Genomic DNA, 19,247 nt, shown 5'->3' on the forward strand with positions numbered 1-19,247 from the left:
CGAGAAAGACTCGACTTCGGCCAATAAGTTCGTGGCAGGAAAACGAAGATATTCGTCGCCCGAACCTCTTTTGAACGCCGAAGGGCGCGGTCACCTCACAGGGCTGCCTCATCGTACCTGATCAGAGAAACAACTGTTAAACCATCTGCAAAAGAGGAGTCTAACAACGACGAATAGCTCCGCTTTCCTGCCACGAATTCGCCTTTCCGCCGTCTGATCGGAATCGACGCGCCCGCACCAACACCTGACGGGACGCATCGGGCGAACGGCTGCCCGCACATGACCGCAGGGAACCCGAAAACCGCTCGTTTTCAGCCACCACACCGCGGATGCCGCACCAGCCGATGCGGCATCCGAAATCTCAGTACAGTCTCGCTGTGCGGCTCACTGCGCAGTTTTCGCTCAGTTCGCCGCGAAGCCCACGGTGCGTCTTGCAATGCGGTTCAACACGCAGCTCCCACGCAGTTCACTATGCAGCTAGCCGCGCGCCGCCCATGCGGCGCCAGCTACTTCTCGGCGCTTCCCGCGCTCTGGGCGTACGCGGTCGACACCTCGCCCGAAAGGCGGCCGAGCACCGAATAACCGCTCATCACACACCAGTAGTCGCCGTTCATGATGCCGCCCGCCGCGCCGGGAACCGCATACAGGCCCGCGATCGGCTGCGCGTCAGTGCCGATAACCTGCGTGTCGGTGTTGATCTTCAATCCGCCGAACGTGGCCATGATGCCGCCGACGACGGGGATCGCGTAGAACGGGGGCGTCGAAAGCGGCGTTGCGGGCACGGTTCCGAGATGCGGAACCTCGAGCGCTTCGGCGGTTCCAGCGGCAGCGGCCTCGTTGTACGCAGCTACCGTCGCCGCCATGTTGGCCGCGTTGAAACTCACTCCGTCGGCCGTCTCGGCAACGATCTTCGCACCGAGCTCCTCGATGCTATCGGCCTGCACCACGGTCATGCCCTTCTCGATCATGTGGTCGATGCGGTCGCCGCCGATAACCGCAGCGTTGCAGAACGGAGTCTGGCGGATGATATCGCGCACGCCCTCGTCGAGAATCAGGTAAGCACGCGCCATGTGCTGCTGCATGACCTCCTGGTTCACCAGCGAAGATCCGAGCCCCTCGTTGACGAAGCGCTTGCCTTCGGTATTTACGTAGATGCCCATGCTCTGTATCGAGTGCTCCGTGGTGCCGTAGTAGAGGATGTGCACATCGTCGACGTTCTCGACAGCTTCGTATCCCTCAGGCGTATCGACGCCGTTCAAGTACGTCATCGGCCACGGCTGAGGATGCCCGTAGTACGAGCCGAAGCTGCGCGAAAGCTGGGCACCCACCTCGACACCCATCTTGATTCCCGATCCGTCGAGGTACGGCACGCACTGCGCCTGTCCGAGATCGGCGTGACGACCGATGTACTTGGTGCACATCTCCTTGTCGCACTGCCAACCGCCCGTTGCGAGGATGACGGCTTTTGCCGTGATGGCGAAGGGGCCTTCCGCATCTTCGGCAACGAGTCCGGTTACGGCACCGGCGTCGTCGGTCAGCAGCTTGATCGCACGAGTGCCGAGCAGCGTCGTGCCGCCCTTCTCAACGAAGATATCGCCGAACTGCTGCAGGTATTCGTCGGTGTAGCTCTTCGATCCCTCCTCGGCGGGGCGCTTGCCGCCCATCCATACGTACGGGCTGCCCGGGGCGAGCTCCTCGGTCGTGAGACCGAGGCCGTCGATCCACTCGACATACGACCCCCAATTGTCGCAGACAAGCTTGCCGAGCTCCGGGTCGGACATAGGAGCCTTGGCGTAAGCGGCCTCCCATTCGGCGCCGAACCGCGGCCCGAACGCACCTGCGGCGAAGCGGCTCGTTCCCCCGACATGCTGCGAAGCCTCGACCAGTATGACGTTCGCACCCTTCTCAGCCGCGCTCACCGCTGCCGCCAAACCGCCGATGCCGGCGCCGGCAACCACGACGTCGCATTCGTGCTTGGTCTCGAAGGCTGTCTTTTCGGCAGGCTGCGAACTGCAACCCGCGAGCGCCGTCACTCCCGTGAACGCCGCAGCACCTGCCGCGACCAGTCCGGCTCCCTTGATGAAATCCCTCCGTGTTTGCTCCATGTTGAATCCTCTCCCTTGTCGTGTGACGCGCACCCTCGGATACGCGGTACTCCTTGACTCGGTTGCCAGTCGCGACATGCGGCGGTTATCGCCAGCCGCAAACCATCGGCTGCTGCACGCAGCGAACCCGCAAGCAGCCGATCGACCTAGTGGCACGTGTTGCACTCGTACACACCGGCATGATGGCAACTGACGCACGTGTCTGCCGCATTGACTTCGGCTTTGTGCATATTGTGGCAATCCGAGCATAGGATGTCGGCGTGCCCGTCGGTCAAACCCATGACCTCATGGGGATTGACCTGCGTTCCCTGCGAATCCGTCAGATCGGTAATGGTCGCAGTACATGCAAGCATCTCGTCTGCACTCAGATCGTGGCATCCCGCCGCTTGGCAGCTGGCAGCATCGACCACCGTTGCCTTGAGCTTCTTCGGCATCGTGTCGGTCGCCGTCGCCTCCTTGTGAACGTCGGCGAGTGCCGCTTCGTCTGCATGGCAGCTGATGCACGTCGTCTGCGCCTCCTGCACGTGAATGCATGCCCCCATCGAGCCGTCCTCCATCGTCGCGCCCTCCGTCGCATGGCATGTCGCGCAATCCATGTCGGGCGACCACGCAACCTGCACGGCGCTATCCGAGCCGCCACCTTGCTCGGCAGGCTTTTCTGCCGCAGGCTCTTGCGGCGAGCATCCCGCTACCGCAATGGCGATCGCCGCAGCGGCGAACGCGATCAGCACTTTGTGAATCGGCTTGGCTTTCCCCATCGCCTCCCTTTCTCCCGACCGCCCGCTGTTTCGGGCGGGTTGATAGGGCAATGGTAGAAAACCGATGCCTGCTTGCCATCGAAGGAAAGATGTGAAATAGTTTTTAAGGGGAAAAATGCAATGCAATCTGCGCTTTTGACGTGGTGTTTTGCATTTCAGGGGAGAAATTCACCAGTTTCTAGTGAGGTTTGCGAGGGGCTTATGAGCACTGATCGGAAACAAAAGAAGGAAAGAAACGCCAAAGAATCCATTCGTTCGAAGTTTGCAATGGAGCTGAACCGCGCCAACATCCCGATGACGATCGGATTTGCGCTCTGTCAGCTCTGGCTTACGCTGTGCTTCTTTGCACCGCAACTGTTTCCCGAGAACTCGTCGGTGAGTGTATACGAGATATCGCTCGGAGTGTGCGCGGTCTCGCTTGTTCCCGCGCTCGTTCTCACCAAACGATTCGAGGAGCTGTTCGAAAACCGAGTCGTCATCTTCGCACTAGCGGCTTGCGCGGGCATCGGCACGTTCATCATCCCGTTCTCCTCGGGCGATACCGCGATAGACGTCGTCTTGCAGATTGTCGCAGGAGCGCTTACGGGCATCGCCTCGGGCTGGTTCTTCGTCGCGTGGTACCAGGCGTTCTGCAAAGCCGACGACCTGATAGGCTTCGTACTCAGCGTTTTGGTGAACAGCCTGTTCATGTACGTACTCACCGCCGTAGCCTACCTGCCGGAGCTGAGCCCGTGGATCGTCGTCTGCATCGCGTCGGCCATGCCGTTCGTCTCGGCGTTTCTCTTGGTGCGAAACCCCCGCAACGACACCTTCGTCAGCGAACCGATTCTGCCGCCCAAACGCACCGGGCAGCGCAAGGCTTTGCTTCTGCTCTGTTGCAGCATCTTCGTCATCAGCTTCATCGATGAATTCATGCGCAACTTTTACCTGCAAGGATCCGACCTGTTGTTTTACTCGGGCGGACTCAACCTTATTCTGCTCATCGTCAAGGTGGCCTGCTCCATCATGCTCGTCGTCATCATCGCCGACCACAGCCACCGCATGTCTCTTGTCTACCGCATCTCGTTTCTGCTCACAATGACGGCTGTTCTGTTCATGCCCTATGCGCAGCACAGCTTCGAGTTCATGTACGGGGTTACGAATTTCGGCGCGTTCCTGTTCAAGATCATGATCATGATCATCGCCTTCAACTTCTGCCAGCGCTACCGCACCTCCCCGACACTCGTGTTCTCGCTTACGCGTATCGCCTTCTCGCTCGATCTGCTGCTCGGTTTCGGCATGTTCCACGCCTACAGCCATTTCGAACCCGCGATTCCCGATCTGCTCGGCGTCGTATCGGTGGTACTGGGCATCCTCGTCGTGGCAACGTATTCGTTCGTGTTCACCGACCGCTACAGCATTCCCATCTTCGTCAAAGTCGAGGCCCAAACGGAAGCAGGGGCTCCGCTCGAAGACCGCTGTGATCGACTGGTTCGCATAGGAAAGCTCTCGCGTCGCGAATCCGACGTGCTGAGGCTCATAGCGAAGGGCCGGTCGGCTCCGCGCATTCAGGAAGAACTTCACCTCTCGATGAACACCGTCAACACCCACACGAGCCATATCTATCAAAAGCTCAAAGTGCATTCGCGCCAAGAACTGCTCGACTTACTCGAAGACACCGCACCGGAGGAAGCGGGTGGGCAGAGCTGAACGCGGTCCGATGCGAACCGGGGCCGTCGAACGCGCAGCGCCAGCCAATCCGTCCCGCCGTCGACGGGGGTCGGGCGCGCCGTCCGCATCGCTCCCGAACAGCGAACGAGCGCCCCCGGAGGAGCGCTCGCCATGCACATTCGCCAAGTTGCGTACCGCTGCATTGTACCCCTTGGGATACGCGGATTCTAGAACCTCAGGCTCAGGCAGCTCAAGCCCCCGTCGAGCTTGCGGTACTCGGACGTATCGACCGTGATGGTCTTGTAGCCCGCCTCTTGGATTTTCTCAAGTACGGTGGGGTATCCCTCGGGCACGATCACGGTGCCGTTGACCCAGATGCAGTTGGCGGCGTACGCCTCGTCCTCGGGGATCACGATCTTGTTGTATTCGGCGAAATCGGACTTCTCGATGAACTCGCCCGATACGAGCATGTTGTTATCCTCGATGTAGTTCACACCGGTCTTGAGGTGCAGCACGTACTCGAGCGGAACCTCGGAACCCGTTAGGCCCCAGCCCTCGAGGATCTCGATGAATTGGCGGATGCCCTCCTCGTTGGTACGAGCAGAGCGTCCCACGAAGAAGTGGTCGCCCACCATCATGACATCGCCGCCCTCGAGCGTTCCGGGTGCCTCGATGTAGGCGATGCGGTCGTCATCGAAGAACTCGCGAATCGTCGGCTCCATCGCCTTCGCCTCGCCATTGCGCGTACCGGCACCCGGATTGTCGATGATGGCACCCTTGCGCGTAATGACGGCGGTATCCTCTACGAAACAGGAATCGGGAAACTCTTCGAGCGCCGGCAGAACCGTCACCTCGACGCCGCATTCCTTGAGCGCGGCGATGTAGTCGTCATGCTGCTTGAGCGCCAGCTCGTAATCGGGCTTTCCCAGCTCAGGGGCAGAGGTGATGCCGTCTACCAGCGATTTGCTCGGACGCCTGACGATCACGTTCGTAAACATTGCGATTCCTCCTTCGGCCACCGCCTTGCGCGATGGATTAAGCGAACTGTTGCTGAATCGATTATCCACCAACTTGGTGAAATTGGAAGCGATCGCCGAAAGGGTTTTCAAGCTGTCATCGAGCAAAACGGGCGAGCCCTGTCGGACCCGCCCGCTACCGCCTTCGCGCTTTTCAGCTGCCGCTACGCCGAGGCCGCATGCTTTCCGGCAACACGCCCGCTCGTGAGCGCATTGCCCATGTTGTTGCCGGCCGACGGACAGCTGTACGAATTCCCGTACCGCTCGCCCATCGTATTGCCGACTGCGTACAAACCGGGAATGACCGATGTTTTGTCCATGGTCAACACCTGGTAATTACCGTTTACGCACAGTCCCGCAAGCGTGTTCAACCCAGGGCCGTACAGCGCCGAAGTCGCCTGAATTGCAACGTAGAACGGAGCCTCGTTTATGGGAATCATGATGTCCGAGCTCTTGCCGAACTGCGTATCGGTTCCCGATGCGCAAAGCTCGTTGTACTGCTCGACCGTCTCGAGCGCGGTTGCCAGGGCATCGCCCGAAAGACCGGCGTTCTTCATGGCCTCCTCCATCGTATCGCCCACGAACACGTCGTAGGTCAGCATCTTGTTCTGCTCTTCGCTGTAGCTTGCAATAACGATAGTCGTCACTTTGATGCTGCCGTTCTCTGGCGTCGCCTGCATCGCCTTGTCGAACGCCTCCATGCCCTGCTCGAATCCCCAGTTCGGCGAACCGTGATCGAGGCCGCACTTCTGCACGTACTGCATGTACTTCTTATCCATGACAGCGAAGTTGCCCATCGTGCCTTCTTGCGAAATGGGCTGGCGAATCGATTGCGCGAGCAAGAGGGCGCTGCACTCCTCGTTCATGAAGCGCCTGCCCTGGCAGTTCATCCACAAGCACGGCGTCGAACCCCACGGTCCGAAACCGATGACAGGGGCGCTGCCTGCAACAGGACGCGGATGCCCCTCGATAGCGCCGCCCGCCCAGCAGCCGATCTTGTGGCCGGAGCCGTCGCAGTCGGTCATGCCGGTGAGCATTTCGCGATCCACGCCATGACGCTCGGCGTACTCGCCGCATTCGTCGCACAGCTGATACACCATGTCGGTATTCGCGCCGAAGTCTCCTGTTGCGAGGATAACGCCTTTGGCGGCCTCGTACTTGATGTACTTCCTTTCTCCGTCCTGGGTGATGACGCCCGTGACAGCTCCGTCGTCGGCCTTCGTGCAGACAACCGCGCTCTCGTTGCAATGCCACGTCGCGCCGAGATCCTCCGCAGCTTCTCGAGAGTACACTTCGAGCTCGGCCAGGCGTGTAATGCCCGTAAGTCCATTGCGGCCGATCGGCGCTTCGTTCATCGAGTTCAGCGTCTGCAGCGTCGAAGCCCACTGATGCAGGCCGCCGTTGAGGATCGGATAATCGGACCCGTTGGGCTTCTCGAAGGCAATCTGCACCGTACACTGCTTGCCCTCGTAATCGAACACTGTCGAGGTTTCCGGAACGAGTGAAACCAGGTTGTCCATCATCTCGCCGGAGTTGTACACGAATGTCCTGATCGCCTCGCTGTTGCACCTGCCCGCAGCACGGCGGATGTATTCGTTCGTAATGTCCTCGAGGTTGTACGGACCAAAACCCCAGCCCTCAAGCAACTTGGAATTGTACGAGCAGATGTCGTCGCCACGGTACACGATCTCGCCGTCCTTGTGCTTCTCGATAACCGCAACCGATGCGCCAAGCTGAGCGGCCGCAAGCGCCGCCTGCGTTCCCGCATGCCCGCCGCCCACAACGACCACATCGAAGCTCCGTGTCTCGGCGATATCGCTTTCGCCGACAGCCGGAGCCTCGCCGAGCCAGTCTTCGCTGCAAATATAGCCCTTCGGCACGGTAATCGGCTCGCTGGCCGCACCCGTTTCGGGAGTCGCTGCGCCCTGCGTTTCCTTTTGCGGCGAGCAGCCGATCAGCCCCGCAGTGGCTCCCACAAGACCGGCCCCTGCCATGCCCTTCAGAAAACTGCGTCTTGATACGCTCATGCATTCCCTCCTTGTATCTGTTTGCATGCCGCTTCACGTTGAAGCGCTTGCATTTTCCGAAGGCGAGAAGCGTTTAGACAATACGTAGGGGCGTTGAATTCTTGCGAAACAAGGTCAACGGATGGATTCTAGTTTTTATCATACCCGTTCAGAGTCTTAATTATCCCAATTGAGAAAACTCAGCGATCTCGAACAAGCTGGGATAGATCTTCGCGCGAAGCCACCCCGAGCTTGCGGTACATGTTGTGAATATGAGTCCTTACCGTATTGGGAGAAATGAACAGTGTCTCCGAGAGCTCGGCACTCGCATATCCGCGCGCCAAAAGCTCGAGGATCTCGTGTTCCCGGTCGGTGAGGGAATACGCACGGGCGAGATCGGCGCACCGCTCGCCCAGCGTTTGCGAGCCGTCCTCCTCGAGCCCATCCTCGTCGATAAGCGCATCACCGCTTTGCCGTACGCTTCGAGCAACGAGCATGACGGCAGCGTACAGCGTTGTCACGGCGGTAACCACCACGCTGATGGTTTCTTCGGAGAGAATCTCCGAGCAGCTCAATCCAACCAAAGAAGCGGCCGCAAACAGCACCAAAGCGATCGAATAGATGAAATCCGAGCTGAATTCGGATGCGTGCGCTATGGCGCACAGGGTTGCCACCGTCAGCGTTGCCGCGAACGAGTAGAGCAAAAACATGCAGAACATTTCGGTTGCCGATTCGCCGGACAGAGCCGTGCTCATGCTCGATACGGCCAGCATGATAATGGCAAGCAGCGGAATGATGTTTCGATACAACGGCTGCACGATTGGCTTCTTAAGCCTCAGAAACGCCAGAACCACCAAGATGGCGGATGCCACGAACGAGGCGAGCAGATAATCGGAATACCACTCCGTATAGGTATAACAGGTAATCCCCATGATGAAGGCGAAGACCAGCAGTCCCAGCGCAGGCTCGGCAACCACCCCGAAAAACGAGGGAAGCGAAGAGGCCTTTTCCGAACCTCGGCCCTTCGTACTCTCATGCTCCAACAACGCGCGATGATCGAACAGGGACGGCGTAACCGCGCAAACCGCAGCGCAAACCATGAACACGCCAACGCCTGCAAGCGTGGGAGCGAGCATGATGCATGCATAGACTATCGCCGCAACGCAGCTCGCCGCAGCTACATTGAGCAGGGCGCCGCTCAAAGGAAATCGGCTGAACAACTTGCCCCAAACCAAGCACAAAAGCCCGCAGCCCACGCCGCTTGCAGCACCGCCGAAGCATGTTAGCGACGCACCTTGGTCGCCCGCCAAAACCAGATAGCAGAAAAACGCGCTCGCTACGAGATGGACGACGCCGCCCACCCCGGAAATCGCTTTGAGGGGGATGCTTTTCCCCGCCAAGGAGAACCCGGCAACCGATGCGGCAACAACCAGCACCGAAGCCAAAGCTGAACGAGCGTATAGGCTGATGAAATCGCTTACCCCCTCATGAGCAAGAAACGAAGTCATGGCACCTGAAAAAATCAAGAGCGTGGAAAACAGCGCCGCCAAGCCGACGGTAAGCAAACTCAGCCTCGGCCGCTTCTCGTTTTCTTTGGAATATGAACGCGCCTCGCCCGATGAGCCCATAAGTCCAACCTATCGTCGGGTATAGCCAAGAAACCGCTCGAAGCGGTTTCTTGCGAACATGTCTATTGTATCTTTTTGCCCCAAACGGCGCGAGCTACAAAACCACCTGGCCGGTCACCAACAGAACGATCGAGATGACGGCCGCCAGAAGAATGATCGCCACCACCACACGGTCGACCGTGCTCTTGAGGTAGGGCTCCCCGCGTTCCTTCTTCCCCTTGATGTACATGAGAATACCCGGCGCGTACAAGAGCGACATGAGGGTAAGCCCCACCGCGCCCGACGCCCACGCGAGAAAGAAGCTGTAGAGTACGCCGAAGATACCGAAGATGCGCCACAAAACGATGCTGCCGCCGAGTTTGCCCTTGAACGCTCCCGGTTCGGTGAACGTGATCTTGGCGAAGTACGCGGCGGAAAGCAAATACGGCAAAAGAATCATGCCCGCCGAAAGCGTGTAGAAGAACTGGTAGGTGCTGTCGGAGAACAGCATGATGACGTAGAAGACCTCGACGATGATGTTCGTGACCACAAGCGTAACGATGGGTGCGCCCTTTTTGTTCGTCTTGGCGAACGCCTTGATGAACACGCCCTGCTCGGCCGCTTCGTACGGCGATTCGCTCGAAAGCACCGTATAGCCGAGCATCGCGCCCACAAGTGAAAGCACTACGCCGCCGTTAATGAGGATGGCGCCCCACTGCCCCACTGCGTGCTCCATGACGCCCGCAAGCGCGGGATTCTCAAGCTGGGCCAGTTCGGACATCGGCATAACGCCCATGGAAAGCACGCTCACCATCAGATAGATCGAAAGTACGCACACGAACGCGATGATGGTGGCCTTGCCCACATCGCGCTCCTTCTTCGCACGGCCCGAAATGGCCACCGCGCCCTCGATACCGACGAACACCCAGATGGTCACCATCATGGTGCTGCTCACCTGATCGAAGAACGGCATACCGGGCACCGCACCCGTCGTGAAGTTCTCCATAAAGATGGCGGGATCGAACTTCTGCAGGAAGACGATAGCCGTGATGGCCACGAAGATGGGAACGAACTTCGAGATGGTGATGACGGCGTTCACACCCGTCGCCTCTTTGATGCCGCGCGAGACAAGGAACACGTAGAACCAGATGAGAATGCTCGCACCGATGATCGACGGCAGGTTCGTGCCACCGCCGAATATCGGGAAGAAGTACGAGAGAGCCCCGAACAGAAGCGCTGAAAAGCTCACCGTGCACAGAAGCGCGCTGATCCAGTAGCCCCATGCGCTGTTGAACCCGAGGAAATCGCCGAACCCCGCGTTCGCGTAGCTGTAGATGCCGCCCTTGAGCTTGGGCTTCACGCGAGAAAGAGCGAAGAACGTCATGACGAGGCACAGCACGCCGACCGCCGAGATGCCCCATGCGGTCAGCACGGCGGCGCCGCTTGCGCCCCCCGCCGCCTGATCGCCCGCCAGCGTGAACACGCCGCCGCCCACGATAAGCGTGATGACCGTGGTGACCAAACGAAAAATGCCAAGTCCGCCTTCGGGTTTGGCGATGCCGGACGCGCTTTCCGTTTGCACGGCCGGTGACGCTGATGGTTCGCTCATGTTGTATCACCCCGTCTTGTATGATGGACGGATACATAATACTCGATACTCCTGAAAAACTGACCAGCTTACACCGCGTTGTAATAATTCGGATATGCGACGCTCGGTGCGCACATGCGGCTACCGGTAATCGCGCCGCTCCATGAGTACGGTATCGAGCGCTTGATAGTCGAGCTCGCATCCGAGTCCCGCCTCGTGCCCCTTCTGATTGAGCACGACAACGCCCTGCCGCACCGTAAACGGCGGATCGGTGATGTCCTGCTCGAAATAACGCGACGTTTCGCTGATATCGCCGGGGATGTTCACGCCGAGCAGCGTCTCGAAGGCCGCATGAAGGCGTTTCGACACCCCTGTTTCGTACATGCCCGCCATCCACAGTTCGATGCCGCGTTTTCGAGCCTCGCGATAGAAATCAAGCGTCGGCTGCACGCCGCCGAATTTGCCGATCTTCACGGCATAGCACGTCAGCTCAGGATATTCGAGCGCCCGCGACAAATCGCCTTCGGTTACCACCGATTCGTCGAGGCAGACGCGCATCGTGAGATCGCGCTGCAATCGGGCGAGCCGGGCGAACAGATCGGTCGGACCGACCGAAGGCGCGCGCTTCGGATCGAGCGGCTCCTCGATGCAACGGATTCCCAGGGTGTCGAGCGATTTGAGTGCTGGGAGATCGCGTTCGGTATAGCTCTGGTTCGCATCGAGCATGATGGTGAGATGAGGATACGCCACCCGCACGGCGCGAACGCGAGAATAATCGTCCCCGGGTTTGATCTTGAGCTTCACGCGATCGTAGCCCGCCTCGACATAGCGTTTTACCTCGGAGAGCGTTTTATCAACCGGCATCATGCCGAGCACCACGCCGGCGCGGACCTCGGCCGTCGCAAGCGTCTGCAACGAGGGAACCGTTGCGCCCGCCTCGGTGTCGCGCTTGGCGCGTGCGCCGCCGATAAGCTGCCACAGAGGCCTGCCGACGATCTTGCCGTACAGGTCCCACAGAGCAGGCTCGAGCGCTCCACGGGCGAGCGGGTACGCTCTCGCTGCATCGCATTCGGCGAATGCAGCTGAAGCTTCACCCGGATGCAGGTACACCTGGGAGAGAACCAAGGGAATCAGATGGTGCTCGAGAACGATCAGGTCGTCACCAAGCGTTTCGGGCAGATACCAATCGGTCGCAAACGCCACGCACTCGCCGATACCCGTTCTCCCCGCATGGTCCTCTATTTCGACGATGATCGACTCGCGCGAGTTCATGGTGGTCTTCGCCGTGGCGAACGGCGTTACGAGCCTCTGGTCGATCCGGTAGAGCGTCACGCGCTTGATCTCTATCCGCTCGTCGTAAGCCTGCCGCAGCGCGACCCGATCGGTCTTGCCGACACCGGTACGGGGGAAATCGTCGAGCACGAAAATCTGTTTAGGTTGATAGAGCTTCGATACACGTCGCTGCAAGCTCGTGCGAACGGTTTCGGCGAACGCCCGCGGGGCAGTAACGCCGGCCGATGGCGAGGAAACCTCACGCTCCACGAAGGCGATGGGTCTGCGCCCCCAAGTAGCATCTTCGGCACCGAACACGTAGGCATCGCTCACCTGGGGCACGCGCATGATCTTGCGCTCGATTTCGGCTGGGTACACGTTCTCGCCACCCGAAACGAACATATCGCCCGTCCGCTCGAATACGGTGAGCTTGCCCCTCTCGCATGTCGCCGTATCGCCCGTGAGGAAAAACCCGTCGGCCGTGGAGGGGGTCCGCGCGTTGAGGTAGCCCGGAAACACGCCCGGTCCGCGCACGGCAAGCTGGCCTGCACCGCTCTCGTCGGGATTCACCACGCGAGCCTCGTAGCCGGGCAAAAGCGTCAGCGGACCAGCCGAGGACGAGGTCACCCGAGCCGAGGCGATCTGGCTTGCCGTTTCGGTCATGCCGTAGCTCGCATAGACGCGCGCCTCGGCCGCAACGGCGCGGCTGAGGGTAGCCGGATTCGGGGCAGCGCCGCCCAGCAGCAGGCACCGGTAGTGCGAAAGCGTATCGTCGTCGTTTGCCGCAAGCAGATCCTGGAGCATCTTATCGACCACCGAGATATGCGTCGCTCCGTATTCGCGGGCGTCGGCAAGTATCCGCTGCGCATCGGCGCGGCGGTACAGGATGAACGGCGTTTCGTTGAGAACGCTTCTCACGAGTATCTGAAAACCGCCGATGTGAAACATCGGAAGCGCCGACTGCCAGAGGCCCTCGCCATGGCGGTTGAGCACCGCATTCGATGATTCCGCCGAGCCCCTAATATTATCCCAGGTGAGGGCAACGGCTTTCGGCCTGCCCGTCGTTCCGCTCGTAAACATGACGAGCGCGCAAAACCCGTGGTCGAACCCGGCGCGGGCGCGCTCTGCGAAGTTCACGATGGCCCGCGAATCGATTTCGCCCCCTCGTCCAGCCGCAGCCGTCCCGTCCTGCCGGCGCGACCGCGCCGCCTGTTCGCGCCCGGTGTCGTCTTTCCCGAACAGCCGGGAGAGCAAAGCCGGCTTATGGTTGTCCGCTGCACGTCCGCGCGCGCCGTGCTGAATCTCGTCGCGCGCCATGGCGTCGGCAACGGCTTGCGCTCCGGCAGGCGTCCCCATCGCATGCTCGATACGGTAGGCAACGTCATAGCCGCCGGGAACTCCGTCGAGAAGCCTGGCAACATCGCGTTCGGTAAGCGTTCTCGGCACCTCGATGCCGCTCGACATGCGCAAATCGGCAAGGCGCGAAGCCTTCTCCTCGTCGGTCAGGCGATGGTTGAGGGCTACAAGCGTAAAGCCCCCGTATGCCGCGGCAAGCGCCATGAATACGAACGCAGGGCAGTTGGGCATATCGACCGCAACGCCGGTACCGCGCGAAATGCCGAGATCGCGCAGACGCATCGCCAAGCCAGCAGCCGAGAATTTCGTTTCCTCGTAGGTAAAGGCGCGTCGATTACCCGCACCGTCGACGTATTGGAAGAATACGTCGTGCGGCCGCCTCCGCATCGTCTGTTCGAACCGCTGTATCACGCGTCCGTCCCCAACCTCGTTTCATGGATACGCGCTTCCGCAGATTCGGTACCGCTCGCCGAACCTAGGGGAACTTCGGGAATTGGTCGAAATCGGGCTGGCGCTTCTCTTTGAAAGCGTCGCGTCCCTCTTTCGCTTCATCAGTCGTATAGTACAGAAGAGTGGCATCTCCTGCGAATTGCTGCAAGCCGGCTAAACCATCGGTTGCAGCATTGAAAGAAGCCTTAAGAAATCTTAAGGCCGTCGGAGAGAACTGCATCATCTCGCGCGCCCAGCTAACGGTTTCTTCCTCGAGCTCTTCGAAGGGAACGACCTTGTTCACCAAGCCCATCTCGAGCGCCTCCGCTGCCGTGTACTGGCGGCACAGATACCATATCTCGCGCGCCTTCTTCTGCCCGACGATGGCGGCGAGATAGCCCGCACCGTATCCGGCATCGAAACTGCCGACCTTAGGGCCGGTCTGCCCGAACTTAGCCGTCTCAGCTGCAATTGAAAGATCGCACAGGATGTGGAGCACGTGTCCACCGCCGATGGCGTAGCCGTTCACCATGGCGATGACCGGTTTGGGCACCACGCGAATAAGGCGCTGCAGGTCGAGTACGTTCAGGCGCGGGATGTTATCATCGCCCACGTAGCCGCCGTTGCCGCGTACCTTCTGATCGCCGCCCGAGCAGAACGCCTCGTCCTCATGGCGTCCGCCATGATTCGCTCCCGTGAGGATGATGACGCCGATCGCGGCATCTTCGCGCGCTTCAGTGAAGGCATCGTAGAGCTCGTTCACCGTCAACGGCGTGAACGCATTGCGGCGCTCCGGCCTGTTGATCGAGATCCTGGCGATCCCGTCGCACGTCTCGTAGATGATCTCCTTGTAGGATTTGCCCCTCTTCCACGCGATGTCGCCCATAGCCGTCCTTCCCTGTATCGCGCCTGCCTCCGGCAATCCGCGTTCCGCCCTCATCGGCCGGCACGCTTCGCCTGCTTGTCCAGAAACCCGCCTACCTGCCTGGCGAACGCTTCCGGATCTTCAAGATGGGTGTTGTGCCCCGTATTGAGCAGCACGCAAGAGACATTTTCTTCGTGTGCTAGATTTTCCGCTATTTTGAGATACTTTCTATCAAGAATCCCCGCAATGTACAAAATCGGCATGGGCAGATGCTTGATATGCAAAGAGTAATCGATCATGCTGTGCTGCCCGGTTCCCCGAACGGTGTAGGCAAGCGCCCGCGGATCGTTCGCAATGCGCTCCCGCCGCACGCGATCGCGCAGCTCGCTTGGCAAGCGCTTCTGCGTCTCGAAGATCGGCAGCTGCTCCCACTCGTCCATGAACGTCTCGATGTCCACCGACAAGAGCCGCTCGATCATATCCGCATCGCGGTGCCGCATGGCGGCATGCTGCTGGCCGGTCTTGGGCCCGAGGCCTGCACTCTCGAGCACAAGCGCCGAGACCCTGTTCGGCTCGCCGCACGCGAAGGCGAGCGCGATGCGGCCTCCCATGGAATAGCCGACAAGCGCGATCTTACGGCTGAAGCGCTCGGCCAAAAATACCGAAAGCGCATCGAGCACCGCGCTCATTTCGTACGAGAGGGGATCATCGGGCCTATCGCTTTTCCCGTGACCGATGAAATCGAACGCAACCACAAAGCGGTTTTTCGCGAGAGACGGCGCGACGTCGCACCACGATTCTGCGCTCTGCGCGAAACCATGCAGAAGCACGACCGGCAGATTGCCGACATCCCCCCATTCGCACACACGATAGCGGATGCCGTGATGCTCAAACCAGCTTTCCCGCGCAGGTGCCATGCTACCGATACCGCCCGAACCGCTCGCCCACCCCATCGAGGGCAAGGGGAACCTCGATCATACTGATGCCCGGTACGCCGAGGGCCTTCTCGTAGGCACGGGCAAAGCCGTCGACACCTTCGACCGCCGTATGCGGTACGCCGAACGCGCGCGCTGCCTGCCCGAAATCGACGCGCTGGGGCGTGAGGAACAGCCGCTCGAAATACGCATCGTCCGACTTTTGGGGAAGCGTTTCGAATATGCCGCCCCCGCAGTTGTTGAGGAGCACGATCACAATGCTCGCCGCCTCGCTGCCGCCGTGATGCTCGAGCAGCTCGCGCTGAAGCGCGAGCGCATTGAGGTCGTGCAGCATCGTCAAATCGCCGGTGACGAACGTGGTTTGGCGATACGCCTGCGCAGCCCCAAGCGCCGAAGACACCGTGCCGTCTATACCGTTGAGGCCTCGGTTGCACAGCACGGAAAGCTGCTTTTCCGATTTAAGGTACATGGCGTCGATCAGGCGAATCGACATAGAGTTGGCCACGAACACGAGCGATCCGTCGGGGGCGAGCTCGAGCGCCTTGGCTACATAGGAGGCCTCTACGTCGTCGGCAGCCTCGCCGATCCGCTCGATGCGCGCATGCGCCGCCTCGTTCGCCGCCATCCACTCGGCCGCACTCGCCCGGCTTGCCCCGTCGCACGCACCGTCCGCAGCCGCAAGCAGCGCTTCCACGAAGGCGCGGGGCTCGCAGCGTACGAACAGGTCGGTTGCCGCGTTGAAATCGCGTGTATCCACTGCATCCACGACGATCTGGACCGGCCGAGCACCCTCGCCCACGGCGCCGCACGCGCAGATCGAGGTAAAGCAGCTTTTCGAAACAGGGTAGCGTCCGAATCGGATAACGCACTCGACAGGGGGCTGCTCGCCCCGTGCGAATATGCTGTCGTAGGCATCGATCACCAGCTCGTCGTCCGACGAGCGCAGGCCGCTCAAAGGATCGGCAAGAAGAGGGAGCGAGAAGCGGTGCGCCCATTCGATGAGCGCCGTACGTTCGGCGAAGCTGAAGCATGTTCCCTCGCCCACGAGGGCGACGGTGCGCTTGTTGCAAAGCGCTGCCAGAATGGGCTGCACCTGCCGCGCGTCCAGCGAAGACGCCGCCGCGACGAAAGGTTCCTCGAACCCGGTTTCGCTTCGGCCGGCTCGGAACAAGCCCTCAACCGACAAGTCGGGTTTGAGCGGCTCGTCGAGGGGGAAGTTGAAATGAACGGGGCCCGCATCTCCCGCGCAGCCGTAAAACGGTTCGCCCCGATCGCCGAACGCCGGAGGCGAGCCAACCGCCTTGGCAAACGCGGTCTTTCCCATCTGGCGCGCAAACGCGATGTCGCGCTCTTCCGCAGCAGCAAGCGGCATCTGCTGGAAATGGCGTACGTGATCGCCGTACGCCTTGAGCTGATCGCACGTCTGCGGCGCACCGAGGTTCTGCAAGCGCGGGGGGCGGTCGCCCGTCAACACGATAAGCGGCACGCGCGAGGTTTCAGCTTCGAGCACCGCCGGATAGTAGTTCGCCACCGCGGTTCCCGAGGTGCAGATCATGCACACCGGCCTGCCCGATGCCTTCGCCAACCCCAGCGCGAAGAACGCCGCCCCGCGCTCGTCGATATCGACGTACAGGTTCAGGCTGCTCGCATGCGCCACCATCGCAAGGGGCGTCGAGCGAGAGCCGGGGCTCACCACCACATCGCGCACCCCGCACGCGATAAGCTCGTCGAAGAACGCCGAGAGGAAGAGCGCCGATGCCTGGGGCGCTTCGATGCTAGCGGCCATCTTCGCCCCCGTCGAACGCGGAGAGGATCGTCTTGAGCTTCATATCGATCTCGTCGTATTCGTCGTCCGCCACGCTACCCTCGACGATGCCGCACCCGGCGTACACCCAGCCGATTTCGCCATCGAATACGCCCGTGCGCAAAGCAACGGTGAACTCGCCGTTGCCGTCGCCGTCGATGTAGCCGGCCGCCCCGCCGAAGAAACCGCGGTTGTATGCCTCGATCTGGCGGATGAGCATGAGCGCCTCGCCTACCGGCGCGCCCGAGAGCGCGGGCGTGGGATGCAGTTCGCCCATGAGCCCCATGAGCGTTTTCCCTTCGAGCACCTGCGCCGACGCGGGCGTGTACAGGTGCTGCACGTGCTGGAGCGCAAGGATGCCCGGATGATCGGGAATCGCCACGTCATGGCAGTTGCGCCGAAACACCTCCCTGATGAAATCGACTACGTAAGCATGCTCCTGCAGGTTCTTCCCGTCGTGCAAAAGCTCTGAAGCCAACTGCTCGCGTTCGGCTTCGTCGGCACCGGCGGCAGTGGTTCCTGCCAGGCACATGCTCTCAACCGATGCGCCGTCTTTGCGCACAAGCAGCTCGGGCGTGCAGCCGCAGAAGAACACATCGCCGTAGCGGTACAAAAGCACGGTGCCACGAGCCGGCCCGTCGATAAGGTTCACGAGCAGATCCTTCGACGAGAACGGGTTCGCCGCCACGAGCTTCTGCCTGCGCGACAGCACCACCTTGTCGACGCGGCCCTCGGATATGGCGGCAAGCCCCGCCCCGACCGCTTCGCCCCACGCTTCGCGCGAATCCCTCTCAAGCTCAAAGGGAATCGTTATGCGCGTGCGAGGCTTGGCCTCGGCGATGTGCCGCGAAAACCGCGCGACGCGGCCCGCATACACGGGACCCAGGCTGTTAACCTGCAGAAACCTTCCCTGTTCGTTCTCGATCAGCACCACCTCGGGAAGCATGAGGCACAGCCGGGGGAACGAGGCGAACAGCTCGTCAGCGGGCTTGGGGTTCTCGGCGTCGAAGCGGTTGAACGAAAAGAGAATCGGCGGCTGCTCGGTTTCGCCCTGCACGACGTACTCGACCTCGCGAAGGCTCGGCAGCGCGATGCAGCGCCCCAAGCCCATAAAGCGCGCCTTGCGCGACTTGTCGTAGAACACGAACTGATCGGTAAAGCCCTTCTGCAGCACGCAGAACGCATCGACGATATCGGCATCGACCGGCTGCGTATAGGTATAGATTTTGGTCACTGGATCACCGCACTCACTCGGATATCGGTCTGTTTCAAGCAAAAGTATCGGTTCGCTAAACGTTTTACCATTCTACCATTGCATATCCTATACTGTGGCCCGTCAGCCGCCTGCGGCCGACACCGCAGATAAGACGCAGAAAGGGCAGCAATGAAGAAGTTTTTCGAAGAGTTCAAGGAGTTCATCAACCGAGGCAACGTGATGGATCTCGCGGTCGCCGTCGTCATCGGTGCTGCGTTCACGGCCATCGTCAATTCGGTTGTCTCCGATCTCATCATGCCCATCGTCGGAGTGGTAACCGGCGGCATCGACTTCGCCGATATGAAATGGACCATCCCCGTAGGAGCTGGCCAATCAGCCATTACCTACGGCAACTTCATCAACGCGGTCATCCAGTTCCTCATCATCGCATTCGTCGTGTTCCTCATCGTGAAGGCGCTCAACAAGGCGAAGGATATGACCTCCAAGGGCAAGAAAGCCGAAGAGAAGGAAGCGCCGAAGTGCCCCTACTGCCTCGAAGAGGTAGCCGAAGGCGCAACCCGCTGCCCGCACTGCACCGCCGAGCTTCCCGCACCCGCAAAGGCGACCGTCAAGCACTAAGCAACCGTACGCTGCGTCTCCT

Annotated in this window: 13 protein-coding genes; 2 read left to right on the plus strand and 11 right to left on the minus strand. The window is 60.5% G+C overall.

Annotation, left to right across the window (positions count from 1 at the left end; genetic code table 11):
* Nucleotides 1-506 precede the first annotated feature (506 nt).
* Nucleotides 507-2,105 carry an FAD-dependent oxidoreductase gene (locus tag C1722_RS15195; RefSeq protein ID WP_180995332.1) on the minus strand — a complete coding sequence of 533 codons (1,599 nt, stop codon included), beginning with the start codon at nucleotides 2,103-2,105 and terminating at the stop codon, nucleotides 507-509.
* 146 nt (nucleotides 2,106-2,251) lie between these two features.
* The gene (locus C1722_RS15200; RefSeq protein ID WP_102380183.1) at nucleotides 2,252-2,863 is read right to left on the minus strand and encodes a hypothetical protein; all 612 of its coding nucleotides are present in this window, start codon (nucleotides 2,861-2,863) and stop codon (nucleotides 2,252-2,254) included.
* 267 nt (nucleotides 2,864-3,130) lie between these two features.
* Between C1722_RS15200 and C1722_RS15205 the strand changes: the two genes are divergently transcribed.
* Nucleotides 3,131-4,552 (plus strand): response regulator transcription factor, encoded by a 1,422-nt coding sequence (locus C1722_RS15205; RefSeq protein ID WP_180995300.1) that lies wholly within the window; start codon nucleotides 3,131-3,133, stop codon nucleotides 4,550-4,552.
* Nucleotides 4,553-4,740: 188 nt separating this feature from the next.
* Here C1722_RS15205 and C1722_RS15210 read toward each other — a convergent pair whose 3' ends face one another.
* From C1722_RS15210 to C1722_RS15250, 9 genes are all read right to left on the minus strand, one after another.
* Complete coding sequence (locus C1722_RS15210; RefSeq protein ID WP_102380433.1) at nucleotides 4,741-5,517, minus strand: arginine deiminase family protein; 777 nt, start codon at nucleotides 5,515-5,517, stop codon at nucleotides 4,741-4,743.
* Nucleotides 5,518-5,693: 176 nt separating this feature from the next.
* Nucleotides 5,694-7,556, minus strand: a complete 1,863-nt coding sequence (locus tag C1722_RS15215; protein ID WP_102380185.1) for an FAD-binding protein — start codon at nucleotides 7,554-7,556, stop codon at nucleotides 5,694-5,696.
* A gap of 179 nt (nucleotides 7,557-7,735) precedes the next feature.
* Nucleotides 7,736-9,163: a helix-turn-helix transcriptional regulator gene (locus C1722_RS15220; RefSeq protein WP_102380186.1), complete on the minus strand. Its 1,428-nt coding sequence runs from the start codon at nucleotides 9,161-9,163 to the stop codon at nucleotides 7,736-7,738.
* Nucleotides 9,164-9,257: 94 nt separating this feature from the next.
* Nucleotides 9,258-10,751: a basic amino acid/polyamine antiporter gene (locus tag C1722_RS15225; protein WP_102380187.1), complete on the minus strand. Its 1,494-nt coding sequence runs from the start codon at nucleotides 10,749-10,751 to the stop codon at nucleotides 9,258-9,260.
* A gap of 120 nt (nucleotides 10,752-10,871) precedes the next feature.
* On the minus strand, nucleotides 10,872-13,769 hold the full coding sequence (menC, locus tag C1722_RS15230; protein ID WP_102380188.1) for an o-succinylbenzoate synthase: 2,898 nt from the start codon (nucleotides 13,767-13,769) through the stop codon (nucleotides 10,872-10,874).
* A gap of 64 nt (nucleotides 13,770-13,833) precedes the next feature.
* A complete protein-coding gene (gene menB, locus C1722_RS15235; protein WP_102380189.1) occupies nucleotides 13,834-14,673 on the minus strand; it encodes a 1,4-dihydroxy-2-naphthoyl-CoA synthase in 840 nt (279 codons plus the stop codon).
* Nucleotides 14,674-14,723: 50 nt separating this feature from the next.
* Nucleotides 14,724-15,569 carry a 2-succinyl-6-hydroxy-2,4-cyclohexadiene-1-carboxylate synthase gene (gene menH, locus C1722_RS15240; protein ID WP_180995301.1) on the minus strand — a complete coding sequence of 282 codons (846 nt, stop codon included), beginning with the start codon at nucleotides 15,567-15,569 and terminating at the stop codon, nucleotides 14,724-14,726.
* A 1-nt stretch (nucleotide 15,570) separates the two neighbouring features.
* Nucleotides 15,571-17,373 carry a 2-succinyl-5-enolpyruvyl-6-hydroxy-3-cyclohexene-1-carboxylic-acid synthase gene (gene menD, locus C1722_RS15245; protein ID WP_102380191.1) on the minus strand — a complete coding sequence of 601 codons (1,803 nt, stop codon included), beginning with the start codon at nucleotides 17,371-17,373 and terminating at the stop codon, nucleotides 15,571-15,573.
* Entirely contained in the window at nucleotides 17,363-18,625 is a 1,263-nt protein-coding gene (locus tag C1722_RS15250) for an isochorismate synthase (protein ID WP_102380192.1), read from the minus strand. The genes menD and C1722_RS15250 overlap by 11 nt, the downstream gene beginning before the upstream one ends.
* Before the next feature lie 150 nt (nucleotides 18,626-18,775).
* Here C1722_RS15250 and mscL point away from each other — a divergent pair, with 150 nt between their 5' ends.
* Entirely contained in the window at nucleotides 18,776-19,225 is a 450-nt protein-coding gene (gene mscL / locus C1722_RS15255) for a large conductance mechanosensitive channel protein MscL (protein WP_102380193.1), read from the plus strand.
* The last annotated feature ends 22 nt before the right edge of the window (nucleotides 19,226-19,247 follow it).

Origin of the sequence: Raoultibacter timonensis (assembly GCF_900240215.1) — a bacterium.
In the GTDB taxonomy this organism is placed as follows: Bacteria; Actinomycetota; Coriobacteriia; order Coriobacteriales; family Eggerthellaceae; genus Raoultibacter; species Raoultibacter timonensis.

Excerpts from the sequence above, each read along its gene's own strand:
- C1722_RS15195 (WP_180995332.1), bottom strand. The coding sequence starts at position 2,105 with ATGGAGCAAACACGGAGGGATTTCATCAAGGGAGCCGGACTGGTCGCG.
- C1722_RS15200 (WP_102380183.1), bottom strand. The coding sequence starts at position 2,863 with ATGGGGAAAGCCAAGCCGATTCACAAAGTGCTGATCGCGTTCGCCGCT.
- C1722_RS15205 (WP_180995300.1), top strand. The coding sequence starts at position 3,131 with ATGGAGCTGAACCGCGCCAACATCCCGATGACGATCGGATTTGCGCTC.
- C1722_RS15215 (WP_102380185.1), bottom strand. The coding sequence starts at position 7,556 with ATGAGCGTATCAAGACGCAGTTTTCTGAAGGGCATGGCAGGGGCCGGT.
- C1722_RS15220 (WP_102380186.1), bottom strand. The coding sequence starts at position 9,163 with ATGGGCTCATCGGGCGAGGCGCGTTCATATTCCAAAGAAAACGAGAAG.
- C1722_RS15225 (WP_102380187.1), bottom strand. The coding sequence starts at position 10,751 with ATGAGCGAACCATCAGCGTCACCGGCCGTGCAAACGGAAAGCGCGTCC.
- menB (WP_102380189.1), bottom strand. The coding sequence starts at position 14,673 with ATGGGCGACATCGCGTGGAAGAGGGGCAAATCCTACAAGGAGATCATC.
- menH (WP_180995301.1), bottom strand. The coding sequence starts at position 15,569 with ATGGCACCTGCGCGGGAAAGCTGGTTTGAGCATCACGGCATCCGCTAT.
- menD (WP_102380191.1), bottom strand. The coding sequence starts at position 17,373 with ATGGCCGCTAGCATCGAAGCGCCCCAGGCATCGGCGCTCTTCCTCTCG.
- mscL (WP_102380193.1), top strand. The coding sequence starts at position 18,776 with ATGAAGAAGTTTTTCGAAGAGTTCAAGGAGTTCATCAACCGAGGCAAC.